This window comes from Citrobacter sp. Cpo015 (assembly GCF_030333035.1).
In the GTDB taxonomy this organism is placed as follows: domain Bacteria; phylum Pseudomonadota; class Gammaproteobacteria; order Enterobacterales; family Enterobacteriaceae; genus Citrobacter; species Citrobacter portucalensis.
Genome location: NZ_JAOWGS010000024.1, coordinates 47555 through 60525, shown reverse-complemented (window position 1 = coordinate 60525; position 12971 = coordinate 47555). Strand labels below are relative to the sequence as shown.

At 52.4% G+C, this 12971-nt stretch carries 12 protein-coding genes; 7 read left to right on the top strand and 5 right to left on the bottom strand.

Translation table 11 applies throughout. The annotated features are described in order from the left end of the window. Positions 1 to 39: 39 nt before the first annotated feature. Positions 40 to 687, top strand: a complete 648-nt coding sequence (gene fucA / locus OGY67_RS07890) for an L-fuculose-phosphate aldolase (protein ID WP_003825656.1) — start codon at positions 40 to 42, stop codon at positions 685 to 687. Positions 688 to 698: 11 nt separating this feature from the next. Next, entirely contained in the window at positions 699 to 1847 is a 1149-nt protein-coding gene (gene fucO / locus OGY67_RS07885) for a lactaldehyde reductase (RefSeq protein WP_032944838.1), read from the top strand. A 76-nt stretch (positions 1848 to 1923) separates the two neighbouring features. Here fucO and xni read toward each other — a convergent pair whose 3' ends face one another. The 5 genes from xni to queF form a co-directional block, all read right to left on the bottom strand. After that, positions 1924 to 2679 (bottom strand): flap endonuclease Xni, encoded by a 756-nt coding sequence (gene xni / locus OGY67_RS07880; protein WP_286573841.1) that lies wholly within the window; start codon positions 2677 to 2679, stop codon positions 1924 to 1926. A gap of 169 nt (positions 2680 to 2848) precedes the next feature. Next, entirely contained in the window at positions 2849 to 4216 is a 1368-nt protein-coding gene (locus OGY67_RS07875) for an L-serine ammonia-lyase (protein WP_003034070.1), read from the bottom strand. Between the two features lie 53 nt (positions 4217 to 4269). Continuing rightward, positions 4270 to 5559, bottom strand: a complete 1290-nt coding sequence (locus OGY67_RS07870; RefSeq protein WP_003034073.1) for an HAAAP family serine/threonine permease — start codon at positions 5557 to 5559, stop codon at positions 4270 to 4272. 560 nt (positions 5560 to 6119) lie between these two features. Then, positions 6120 to 7484, bottom strand: a complete 1365-nt coding sequence (gene ppnN / locus OGY67_RS07865) for a nucleotide 5'-monophosphate nucleosidase PpnN (protein WP_003840366.1) — start codon at positions 7482 to 7484, stop codon at positions 6120 to 6122. 113 nt (positions 7485 to 7597) lie between these two features. After that, positions 7598 to 8446 carry an NADPH-dependent 7-cyano-7-deazaguanine reductase QueF gene (gene queF / locus OGY67_RS07860; protein ID WP_286573840.1) on the bottom strand — a complete coding sequence of 283 codons (849 nt, stop codon included), beginning with the start codon at positions 8444 to 8446 and terminating at the stop codon, positions 7598 to 7600. Positions 8447 to 8514: 68 nt separating this feature from the next. On the opposite strand from queF, the gene syd reads away from it, so the two are divergent. From syd to gudP, 5 genes are all read left to right on the top strand, one after another. Continuing rightward, the gene (gene syd / locus OGY67_RS07855; protein WP_286573839.1) at positions 8515 to 9060 is read left to right on the top strand and encodes a SecY-interacting protein; all 546 of its coding nucleotides are present in this window, start codon (positions 8515 to 8517) and stop codon (positions 9058 to 9060) included. 632 nt (positions 9061 to 9692) lie between these two features. Continuing rightward, positions 9693 to 10022 (top strand): YqcC family protein, encoded by a 330-nt coding sequence (locus OGY67_RS07850; RefSeq protein ID WP_003825670.1) that lies wholly within the window; start codon positions 9693 to 9695, stop codon positions 10020 to 10022. Then, complete coding sequence (truC, locus tag OGY67_RS07845; protein WP_003825671.1) at positions 10022 to 10804, top strand: tRNA pseudouridine(65) synthase TruC; 783 nt, start codon at positions 10022 to 10024, stop codon at positions 10802 to 10804. The genes OGY67_RS07850 and truC overlap by 1 nt, the downstream gene beginning before the upstream one ends. Before the next feature lie 19 nt (positions 10805 to 10823). Next, positions 10824 to 11273 (top strand): flavodoxin, encoded by a 450-nt coding sequence (locus OGY67_RS07840; RefSeq protein WP_003825676.1) that lies wholly within the window; start codon positions 10824 to 10826, stop codon positions 11271 to 11273. Positions 11274 to 11616: 343 nt separating this feature from the next. Continuing rightward, positions 11617 to 12969 carry a galactarate/glucarate/glycerate transporter GudP gene (gene gudP / locus OGY67_RS07835; protein ID WP_048225345.1) on the top strand — a complete coding sequence of 451 codons (1353 nt, stop codon included), beginning with the start codon at positions 11617 to 11619 and terminating at the stop codon, positions 12967 to 12969. Positions 12970 to 12971: the final 2 nt, after the last annotated feature.

Genomic DNA, 12971 nt, shown 5'->3' with positions numbered 1-12971 from the left:
TTCTGTTGTCGCATTTTGACTCACTGAGAGAGGTAAGTAATGGAACGAAATACGCTGGCACGGCAGATTATCAATACCTGCCTGGAAATGACCCGTCTGGGGTTGAATCAGGGGACTGCGGGTAATGTAAGTGTGCGTTACCAGGACGGGATGTTAATTACCCCGACGGGTATTCCGTATGACAAACTCACCGAATCCCACATTGTGTACATCAACGCTGAGGGGCAGCACGAAGAAGGGAAATTACCTTCCAGCGAGTGGCGGTTCCATATGGCCGCTTATCAGACGCGTCCCGATGCTCAGGCGGTGGTCCATAATCATGCCGTGCATTGTACTGCTGTTTCTATTCTCAATCGGCCAATCCCGGCAATCCATTACATGATTGCGGCGGCTGGCGGTAACTCAATTCCCTGTGCGCCATATGCGACGTTTGGTACGCGTGAGCTTTCCGAGCACGTTGCGGTAGCGCTGAAAAACCGAAAAGCAACGCTGTTGCAGCATCATGGGCTGATCGCCTGCGAGGAAAATCTGGAAAAAGCCCTGTGGTTAGCGCATGAAGTGGAAGTGCTGGCGCAGCTTTATCTCAGCACGCTGGCGATTACCGATCCGGTTCCGGTACTGGACGATGAGGCTATTGCTATTGTGCTGGAAAAATTCAAAACATATGGATTGCGTATTGAGGAATAGGAGATAAAACGATGGCGAACAGAATGATTCTGAACGAAACGGCATGGTTTGGCCGGGGAGCTGTTGGCGCATTAACCGATGAAGTTATTCGTCGTGGTTATCGCAAAGCATTGATTGTGACTGATAAAAATCTGGTGCAGTGCGGCGTTGTTGAGAAGGTGACTTCCCGAATGGATGCTGCAGGTCTGGCATGGGAAATCTATTCAGGCGTTGTTCCTAATCCAACCATTGCGGTAGTGCAGGAAGGATTGAGTGTCTTTCAGCAAAGCGGCGCAGACTATCTGGTCGCCATTGGCGGCGGCTCCCCGCAGGATACCTGTAAAGCGATTGGCATTATTAACAATAACCCGGAGTTTGCGGATGTACGCAGCCTTGAAGGGTTATCGCCGACACGCTTCCCGAGCGTGCCAGTTATGGCTATACCAACCACTGCGGGAACGGCGGCGGAAGTGACCATTAACTACGTTATCACTGACGAAGAGAATCGGCGTAAGTTTGTTTGTGTCGATCCACATGACATCCCGCAGGTGGCGTTCATTGATGCTGACATGATGGACGGCATGCCTGCTGCATTAAAAGCGGCTACTGGCGTAGATGCACTGACTCATGCCATTGAAGGCTACATCACGCGGGCTGCGTGGGCGCTTACCGATGCGCTGCACATTAAAGCCATCGAAATTATTGCCGGGTCATTACGCGGTTCCGTTGCGGGCGACAGCCAGGCGGGGGAAGCGATGGCCCTGGGCCAGTACGTTGCCGGGATGGGTTTCTCCAACGTAGGTCTGGGATTAGTGCATGGCATGGCACACCCGTTAGGCGCGTTCTACAACACGCCGCACGGCGTCGCGAATGCCATTTTGCTGCCACACGTGATGCACTATAACGCCGAATTCACCGGGGAAAAATTCCGCGATATCGCCCGGGTAATGGGGGTTAAGGTTGAAGGACTGACGCTGGCAGAGGCACGCAAAGCGGCGGTGGATGCCGTCTTCGCCCTTAATCGCGATGTAGGTATCCCACTGCATCTACGCGATGTTGGCGTCCGTAAAGAGGATATTCCTGCGCTGGCGCAAGCCGCATTTGACGATGTTTGTACCGGGGGAAATCCGCGTGAAGCGAGCCTTGGGGATATCGTTGAGCTGTACCATACCGCCTGGTAATCACCTGGCGCTTATCCGGCCTACAGGGTTGTACAATAAGTAGGCCGGATAAGCGCAGTGCCATCAGGAAATAAGGCTACCGCGCCAGTCGTAGCTGCTGTAGGTTTCCGTCGATATGTAAGTCTGTTTGCAGCCGCGCGATATCGCGGCACAAAAATGCCATCTCCCGATGTTCTTCGAGTTTCTTGCGCCATTTCTCCGGTACATCATCCAGGTGTTCATACAGCGCTTCCAGCGTTGGAAACTGTGCCAGCAGTTGTGTGGCGCTTTTAGGACCAATACCGGCAACCCCCGGTATTTTAGAACTGCTGATCCCGGCCAGTCCCCAGTAATCAGGCAGCAGTTGCGGCAGTACGCCAAACTCTTTCTCGATAAACGGCGCATCCAGCCAGCGTTTCTGGAAATAATCACGAATACGCAGCGTCGGGGAGAGTAGCTGACAGTAGCCTTTATCGGTTGAGACGATAGTCGCCTGGTGTCCCGCCTGGCTAACTTTCACCGCCAGAGTGGCGGCTAAATCATCGGCTTCATTCCCGCTGGATACCCAGCAGCAGACGCCGCGCTGTTCAAAAGCGGCGCGTAAGGCGGGCATTTCCTGGTGTAAATCGTCAGGCATCGGCGGGCGACCGGCTTTGTAGTCAGGTAACCGTTGGTGACGCCAGCCGCTGTTACGCGCTTCGTCATCAAATACCGCCACGGCGTGCGTGGGCTGACTGTGCACAATCAGCTGATCGAGCGCGTGCTGGCATGTCTCCACGCAGGGGGAGCCCTGTACGGCGTGAATACGGCGGATGAGATTCAGTGCATCAACAATGAGCAGGTGGACGGCCACGGTGTTCTCCCTAACAAATTAGTCTGTAGGGTAACATTCACGACGAGTGGAGACGAGCATTGCGAAAGAGCGCTATCCGTAAGCCTGATAAGCGAAGCGCCATCAGGCAATAAAAGCCGGATGCGGCGAGCGCCTTATCCGGCCTACAGATACGAAAATGTGCTGAGAATTAATCGCAGGTGACAATCTTCATCGCCAGACCACCACGAGAGGTTTCGCGGTATTTGGCGTTCATGTCTTTACCGGTTTCGTACATGGTCTCGATAACTTTATCGAGGCACACGCGTGGTTCACTGGTACGGCGCAGCGCCATACGTGCAGCGTTCACCGCTTTAACCGAAGCAATGGCATTACGCTCAATGCACGGTACCTGAACCTGGCCGGCAACCGGGTCGCAGGTCAGACCCAGGTTGTGTTCCATACCGATTTCTGCCGCGATGCACACCTGCATTGGGCTACCACCCAGCAGTTCAGCCAGACCAGCCGCTGCCATGGAGCAGGCGACGCCAACTTCACCCTGACAGCCGACTTCGGCACCAGAGATAGAGGCGTTCATCTTGTACAGTGAACCAATGGCGCTCGCGACCAGCATGTAGCGTGCCAGCGAGTTAGCGTTCACTTCACGGATAAACTTGTCGTAATACGCCAGTACGGCAGGAACAATCCCGCATGCACCGTTGGTTGGTGCAGTCACCACGCGTCCACCGGCTGCGTTTTCTTCGTTCACGGCCAGCGCGAACATGTTGATCCAGTCAACAACCGCCATCGGGTCAGTGGTGGTTTTGTCACTGCTGACCAACATACGACGTAGCGCAGCAGCACGACGCGGAACGCGCAGTTTGCCCGGCAATACACCTTCGGTGGTGATGCCGCGTTCAATCCCGCTACGCATCACTTCCCAGACGTTAGCAAAGTGCTGTTCCAGCTCTTCTTTGCTGTGCAGCGCCAGTTCGTTTTGCATCATCAGACCGGAAAGCGACAGGCCGGTTTCCTGGCAATGACGTTGCAAATCAGCTGCGGATTTATACGGATATGGCACGTTTACCGGAGAGTTGTTCGGTAAACCAAAATGTTCTTCATCAACGATGAACCCACCGCCAATGGAATAGTAAGTCTGGCTGTAAATGGCCTTTTCGCCCGCCAGTGCGGTAATGCGCATCCCGTTTTCGTGCAGGGACAGATTGTCCGCATGGAAATTCATGCACTTGTCGACCGGGAACTCGACCTCATGTTGACCGTCTGCCAGCAGCAAACGCCCATGAGTATTCACATCCTGGATAAAGGACGGAATGGCATCAATGTCTACGGTATCCGGCAGATTACCCGCCAGGCCCATAATAATTGCGATGTCGGTATGGTGACCTTTCCCCGTCAGAGATAAAGAGCCATAGACATCAACCACTACACGGGTTACGTCAGTGAGAATTCCGCGTGCAATCAGGTCATCCGTGAATTGTTTGCCTGCTTTCATCGGGCCAACAGTGTGGGAGCTGGAAGGGCCAATGCCGATTTTGAAAATATCGAATACGCTAATCATGAGGCGTCCATTGTGTATCGAGGTGCGCCGCCCCGAGGAGCGGCGCAGGGGAATTAACTGAACAGAGAGTAGAAAATAGCGGAGATAGCGATCAGGCCCATAATCACAACGAAGACGTTGCTGATATGGCCGCTGTACTTACGCATTGCCGGTACTTTCTGAATGGCATACATCGGCATCAGGAACAGAATCATCGCGATGATTGGGCCACCCAGGGTCTCAATCATGCCGAGGATGCTTGGGTTCAGCGTAGCCACAATCCAGGTGGTTACCAGCATGAACAGCGCAGTGATTTTGTTCAGTTTGTTGATTTCGATGGATTTGCCTTTGCCACGCAGAGACTTAATCACCATACCATTGAAGCCTTCACGTGCGCCCAGGTAGTGGCCCAGGAAGGATTTGGTGATAGCGATAATCGCGATGATCGGTGCCATCCAGGCAATAATCGGCGCGTTAAAGTGGTTCGCCAGGTAAGACAGAATCGAGATGTTCTGCTCTTTCGCTGCTGCCAGGTCTGCCGGAGTCAGGCTGAATACGCAGCTGAATACGAAGAACATAACAGTCAGAACCATCATGATGTGAGCGAATGCCAGAATCTTGGAGCATTTTTTCTCTGCTTCATCACCGTACTCTTCACGCTTCGCCACGGCGAAGGAGGAGATGATCGGGGAGTGGTTGAAGGAGAACACCATTACCGGAATTGCCAGCCACAGGGTCAACAGCAGGCCGTTGCCGGTGGTTGCCGCAGAGTCAAAAGACATGGTTTCCAGAATCGCACCGCTCCACTGAGGGATCAGGTACAGCGCCAGCAGCATCAGAGCCGCAACGAACGGGAATACCAGGATGCTCATCGCCTTAACGATCATCTGCTCACCGAAGCGCACGATGGTCATCATGCCGACAATCAGGATCAGTGACAGGATTGCGCGCGGCGGCGGCGTAATCGCCAGCTGGTGGGTCAGGAAGCTTTCAACCGTGTTGGTGATTGCTACGCTGTAAACCAACAGAATCGGGTAGATAGCGAAGAAGTAGAGCAGGGTAATCAGTTTACCTGCACCAACACCAAAGTGTTCTTCTACTACTTCGGTGATGTCTTCACCCGGATTTTTACCGGACAGCACAAAGCGAGTCAGGCCGCGGTGTGCAAAGAAGGTCATTGGGAAGGCAAGGATCGCCATGATGATCAGCGGGATCATACCGCCTACGCCTGCGTTAATCGGCAGGAACAATACACCCGCCCCAATCGCCGTGCCGTAAAGGCCCAGCATCCACATGGTGTCTGTTTTGCGCCATGCGCTGCGGGTCTGGCCCGTAACGATAGTGCTGGTTTGAGTGTTTTCCATCTATTTCTCCTGGAGGAAGCTTAAAAAGTCGGGTTTGGGGTCAATCCAATGAGAAAGTACCCGACTGTAAATCGAAATTCGTTGAGCGATTTTTATATAATTTTTCGCCGTAATAATTTTCGGGCGGAAAGATACATTTTAGTAATGAATGTATCAGTGATCGGGATCCCAAATGCAATAATCCACCTTTTATGTGGATAAATTTGGGCCATTAATCTGTTAAAAAATAGTCAAAGCGAATTTACGGGCGCGAAGGCTAACATTAACGACATATCTCATGAAAGCGAAGGCGCGAAGATAGGCGTGTTCAGCTGTAAAAACTGTTGTTTTTAGATGATTTCGGCGACTAATAATAATTTTCTAAGATAAATCACGGTTGGTTTTTCAAGGTAATCGTTTGCGTAGTGCGCTTTTTTTTATGAATCATCACTGGTATTTATATGATTGTCGGAGCTATGTGACTGGTATCACTAAAAAAAGCCGGGAGGCAAGTGCGCCAAACCCGGCTTTGATATGGACAAAACTGTCACCGCTATAGCGCTGCTAGCGGGTGTTGAAGGTCAGGCGCAGATCTCGTAGCAAGGGATGTACGCGGAGCCTGGCAACTTCATGCGATGTTGTGCAACAAAGCCCTGCAGGAGATCGTCCATGCGGCGCATCATTTCGCGGTCACCGTGGATTTTGTACGGGCCAAACTCTTCGATGGCGCGAATGCCGACCTCCTTCACGTTACCGGCCACAATACCCGAGAATGCACGCCGTAAATCGGCGGCCAATACTTCAACGGGTTGATCCGGGTACAGCTTCAGGTTGGCCATGTTTTCATGGGACGGCTCGAACGGCATCTGCAGATCGGGCGCGATACGAATCGACCAGTTAAAGCTGTAAGCATCTCCTGTGTCGCGACGGTTTTCTTTCACCAGCGGCATCGCTTTTTTCATCAGACGTGCCACTTCTGCCGCATCGTCAATGATAATGCGATAGTGGCGACGCGCATCTTCCCCCAGCGTGTGCACGATAAATTCGTCCAACACGCGGAAGTAATCCGCACTCTCTTTTGGTCCGGTCAGGATCAGCGGCAGCACTTGATCTTTGTTGGCCGGATTCATCAGGATCCCCAGCAGATACAGCAGCTCTTCTGCTGTCCCTACGCCACCCGGGAAGATGATAATACCGTGGGCGATACGCACGAACGCTTCCAGACGTTTTTCAATGTCCGGCATGATGATCAGTTCGTTTACCAGCGGGTTAGGCGGTTCAGCGGCGATGATTGACGGTTCGGTCATGCCAATAAAGCGGCTGTCTTTGTATCGCTGCTGGGCGTGGCCGACCGCAGCGCCTTTCATTGGCGCTTCCATCGCCCCCGGACCGCAGCCGGTACAGATGTTCAGTTCGCGCAGACCCAGTTGGGTGCCGACGCGACGGGCATACAGGTACTCATTTTCGTTGATTGAGTGACCGCCCCAGCAGACGACCATGTTCGGCGCTTCACCGACGTGCAGCGCCCGGGCATTACGCAGGATCGAGAATACGAGGTTGGTAATATGCACCGAGCTTTCGAGATCCAGATGCTGAAAACGACCGGCGTTATGGATCTGTCCATTGACGAACAGAATGTCGCGCAGCACGGCAAACAGGTTAGCCTGTAGCGCACGAATAATGCGTCCATCAACAAACGCATCTTCAGGTGGGTTGATCAGTTCCAGCTTCACGCCCCGTTCGCGGCGCAGTACGTTAATATCGAAACTTTCAAAGCGGGACAGCAGTTCTTTACTGTTGTCGGTCAAACTGCCGGAGTTCAGAACGGCAAGCGAACAGTTACGAAACAGTTGATACAGGTCGCTGCTGGCCGTGCGTTTAAGCATATCGACTTCCAGCTGCGACAACATGTCCATTGAGCCAAGCGGGCTAATATGTGTAATCAAGTAAACTCCTTATGGGACGCAACACGTCATTCCCTATTGATTACAATAGCCCTGGCTTATGACCTTTCACAACCTTGTGCGCGGAATCCGACACGCAAAATTGAGAAAAAAGATTACTGACGTACCAGACGACCGGTTGCCGGAGTGAAATCGGTGTTGGTGCGCCATGGGTTAATGTCCAGACCGCCACGTCGCGTGTAGCGTGCGTAGACGCTCAGTTTTTCTGGCTGGCAGAAGCGCAGAATGTCATTGAAAATACGTTCCACGCACTGCTCATGAAATTCATTATGGTGGCGGAAGGAGACCAGATAACGCAGCAGCTTCTCTCTGTCGATTTTCCGTCCACGATACTGAATTTGTATGGAGCCCCAGTCGGGCTGGTGGGTGATCAGACAGTTGGATTTCAGCAGGTGGCTGACCAGCGTCTCTTCGACTGCCTTTTCACCGCTCACGGCATTTTCCAGATACGCAGTGCTGAACTGATAGTTGTCGATGACGATATTCTGATTGTCGATACAGGTCCCATTAAAGTGGGCTATCGGCTGCCCTTCCAGTTCGTCAAGGCGGTACAGCGCCACGCTGACATCGCCCTGAGCGCAGGCGCGCAGATCGTTTTCCAGCGTCTGGCGTACCGCGTCCCAGGAATCAAAACGCGTCTGGTTAAAACTGTTCAGGTAAAGCTTAAAGCTTTTCGACTCAATCAGATTTACGCTGGTGTAATCCAGTTCCACGTGACCGACCGCGACCTGCGGTAAGCCGTTGGCATTCAGCCACGACAGTTCATATAGCGTCCAGATATCCGCACCGTGAAAAGGCAAGTTATCGGCCTTTAAATCCAGCGGGTCGCGATTCAGGCTGCGCGGAACGCCCTGCAACAGACTTGCATCGTAATTGTCTCGGTAATCCGTTGATTTACCGAGTGTCAGGCCGTTAAGCGCCTGATGATTTTCATAAGAGGACATGTTTCACCGTCATAAACCAGATACACTATGCGACAAGTGTATCCTGGCTTTTGTGAAGAGAGAAATCAGTGGACGAATTGACAGCGCAGGCGTTGATAACCTTTACGACGCGTTATTGCGACGCATGGCATGAAAAAAACAACAGTTGGCCGCTCAGCGAAGAGCTGTATGGCGTACCTTCTCCGTGTATCATTTCTTCCACAGACGATGCGGTATTTTGGCAGCCTCAACCTTTTGTCGGCGAAAATAACCTCAATGCGGTTGAACGGGCCTTTGATATTGTGGTACAACCTGCCGTTCACGCTTTTTACACCACCCAGTTTGCTGGTGATATGCACGCGCAGTTTGCGGATGAAAAGCTCACGCTGCTGCAAACCTGGAGTGAAGATGACTTCAGGCGCGTTCAGGAAAACCTGATTGGTCATCTGGTAACGCAAAAGCGCCTCAAGCTATCACCTACGCTTTTTATTGCCACACAAGATAATGAGCTTGACGTCATTTCGGTGTGCAATCTGTCCGGTGAAGTGTGCAAAGAAACGCTGGGAACCCGTAAACGAACGGTGCTGGCGGCCTCACTTGCGGAATTCCTCACTCAACTTAAGCCAGTTCTGTAATCCAGTTTGCCCTGAATCTTGTGAGAGATCTCTTACAAACCCTGTAGGACATTGCCAGGTGATAAGTAAAGACTTAATGAATTGATAAAATAATAATTTATTATTATTCAATTGGTTAGTGTTTTATTGTCAACTTTCATACGAAAATAATCGTAAGGGTAAGCCTGTAAGCATCTTGTAAGACAAAGCGAAACAGGCGATTCTATACCTGTCGACAAGGAGTCGCACAACGAAGAGAACATCAGGATGATGGCTCTTCGCCAGGACACACCAGGACGGTGTTGCAAGGACAGGCTTCAGGACGAAGCAAAGAGGAAGACGCTGGATGCGTTAAAGGACACCTCCAGGATGGAGAATGAGAGCCGGTCAGGATGTTCGGCGGGTCTGGATGGCCAGGATACTTCAGGATGAAGTTTTCACATCGGGGTGATGTGAGCAGGATGCAAAAGTTCAGGATGAACACGGTCGCAAGACCACAGGAAAAGTTGTCAAGGATGAGCAGGGAGCACTAAAAGTAGCTGGAATGCTGCGAAACGAACCGGGAGCACTGTTTTTACAGTGCTCCCTTTTTTTATTTCCCTTCACTAGTGCTATTCTTCGCGCCAGATTTTTTCATCATTGAGGTTAATTTCATGACGACTCATGACCGTGTGCGTCAGCAGTTACACGCACTTGAAGCGCTACTGCGTGAACATCATCACTGGCGGATGGATGAGCCAGCAGAGCATCTGTTTACCAGTACGCAGCCTTTTTGTATGGATACCATGGAACCGGTCGAGTGGCTGCAGTGGGTGTTGATTCCCCGCATGCATACGTTGATTGATAACGCGCAGCCGCTTCCGCAGGCTTTTGCCGTCGCACCGTATTACGAAATGGCGCTGGCAGCCGATCACCCGCAACGCGACATTCTTCTGGCGGCATTGCAGGAGCTGGATGCGCTGTTTACAAGTGATAACGCCTGATGCTGGAAATTCTTTATCAGGACGAATGGCTGGTCGCCGTCAATAAACCTTCGGGCTGGTTGGTTCACCGCAGTTGGCTCGACCGGGATGAGAAAGTGGTGGTGATGCAAACGGTGCGCGACCAAATTGGTCAGCACGTATTTACCGCCCATCGACTCGACAGACCAACCTCCGGCGTGCTGCTGATGGGACTGTCCAGCGAAGCCGGGCGTTTGCTGTCCCAGCAGTTTGAACATCATCAAATTCAGAAACGCTATCATGCGATTGTGCGTGGCTGGCTGATGGATGATGCCGTGCTGGATTACCCGCTGGTCGAAGAGCTGGATAAGATTGCCGATAAGTTTGCCCGCGATGATAAAGGCCCGCAGCCTGCTGTCACCCATTATCGTGGCCTGGCAACGGTAGAAATGCCGGTAGCGACCGGGCGTTATCCGACTACCCGTTACGGGCTGGTGGAGCTGGACCCTAAAACCGGTCGCAAGCACCAGCTCAGACGCCATCTGGCGCACTTGCGCCATCCGATTATCGGTGACAGCAAGCACGGTGATTTGCGGCAAAACCGCAGCGCCGCAGAGCATTTCGGTTGCCAGAGATTGATGCTGCATGCCAGCCAGCTTGCGCTGACCCATCCTTTCACCGGCGAACCGCTGGTTATTCGCGCCGGACTGGATGACGTCTGGATGCAGGCGTTATCACAGTTTGGCTGGCGTGGACTTCTCCCTGAGAATGAAAGGGTTGAGTTCAGCGGGCTGTCAGGTCAGGATGAGCAGATAGATTCTTAAGTCCCAGGAGATTACGGTTATGGCGGAAATTGGAATTTTTGTCGGCACGATGTACGGAAACGCGCTGCTGGTTGCCGAAGAGGCCGAAGCTATTTTGACGGCGCAGGGTCATAAAGCTACGGTGTTCGAAGATCCGGAGCTTAGCGACTGGCAGGCATATCAGGATAAATATGTACTGGTGGTGACTTCCACGACCGGGCAGGGCGATCTGCCGGATAGCATCGTGCCGCTGTTTCAAGGGATCAAAGATAATCTCGGTTTCCAGCCAAATCTGCATTACGGGGTAATTGGGCTGGGCGACAGTAGCTACGTTAATTTCTGCAATGGCGGCAAACAGTTCGATGCCTTGTTGCAGGAACAAAGCGCCCACCGTGTAGGAGAAATGCTGCTGATTGATGCCAGCGAGCATCCTGAACCGGAAAGCGAATCCAATCCCTGGGTAGAAAACTGGGGAACCTTGCTTAAATAACTCCCTCGCTCGTACGGGCATGCAACCCCCATTTGAACCGCAAGCCGGGCCAGGCGAAGCCGCCACCCGGCAATAAAACCCCAATTACGTGAACTAACTTCCACTACTTTGGGCTTATGCCCCAAACAACTTCTCACTGCCTCCCTAATGTTGTGTTCATGCACGGTGAGGGTCAGTGGCACTCCTTCATATACTTTTCCCGTCAGTTCCCGGAATGGCAGCGAGTCAGAATAAAACGGCCCTGAGCTGTACCAACACTGCCACACACTAACCTCTCATTCTGATCACCCTACAGGTGCTGTACAGAATGAACTGGCGAAAGCCAGGATTCAGGAGTGCAACAATGAGTTCATTAAGTCAGGCGGCGAGCAGCGCGGAAAAACGCACTAACGCTCGCTACTGGATAGTGGTGATGCTGTTTATCGTCACATCCTTCAACTACGGCGATCGCGCCACCTTATCCATTGCCGGTTCTGAGATGGCCAAAGACATTGGTCTGGATGCGGTAGGGATGGGGTATGTATTCTCCGCTTTCTCATGGGCCTATGTTATCGGCCAGATCCCCGGCGGCTGGTTGCTCGACCGCTTTGGTTCAAAACGCGTTTATTTCTGGTCCATCTTTATTTGGTCCATGTTTACCCTGCTGCAGGGTTTTGTCGATATCTTCAGTGGTTTCGGCATTATCGTTGCGCTGTTTACTTTGCGCTTCCTCGTTGGTTTAGCTGAAGCGCCCTCTTTCCCCGGCAACAGTCGTATTGTGGCGGCGTGGTTCCCGGCACAGGAAAGGGGCACGGCGGTCGCTATCTTTAACTCTGCGCAATACTTTGCCACCGTTATCTTCGCGCCAATCATGGGTTGGCTGACCCACGAAGTGGGTTGGTCGCACGTGTTCTTCTTTATGGGCGGTCTTGGGATTGTTATCAGCTTCGTCTGGCTGAAGGTGATTCATGAACCGAACCAGCACCCGGGCGTAAACCAAAAAGAGCTGGATTACATTGCCGAAGGTGGGGCGCTGATCAACATGGATCAGGCGGCAGCCAAAACCAAAGTGCCGTTTAGCGTGAAGTGGGGGCAAATCAAACAGCTGCTGGGTTCACGGATGATGATCGGGATTTACATCGGCCAATACTGCATTAACGCGCTGACCTACTTCTTTATCACCTGGTTCCCGGTTTATCTGGTGCAGGCTCGCGGTATGTCGATTTTGAAAGCTGGCTTTGTTGCTTCGGTTCCGGCCATTTGCGGATTCGCCGGCGGCGTGCTCGGCGGCATTATTTCCGACTGGCTGATGCGCCGTACCGGTTCGCTGAATATCGCCCGTAAAACGCCAATCGTACTCGGTATGCTGCTGTCGATGGTGATGGTGTTCTGTAACTACGTCAATGTGGAGTGGATGATCATCGGCTTTATGGCGCTGGCCTTCTTCGGCAAAGGTATCGGTGCGCTGGGATGGGCAGTGATGGCTGATACCGCACCTAAAGAGATCAGCGGTCTGAGCGGCGGTTTGTTCAACATGTTTGGCAACATCTCCGGCATCGTCACGCCAATTGCTATCGGCTACATCGTCGGGACTACCGGCTCGTTTAACGGCGCGTTGATTTACGTCGGGGTACATGCGCTGATTGCGGTGGTGAGCTATCTGGTGCTGGTGGGCGATATTAAACGTATCGAACTGAAACCTGTCGCAGGACAATGATG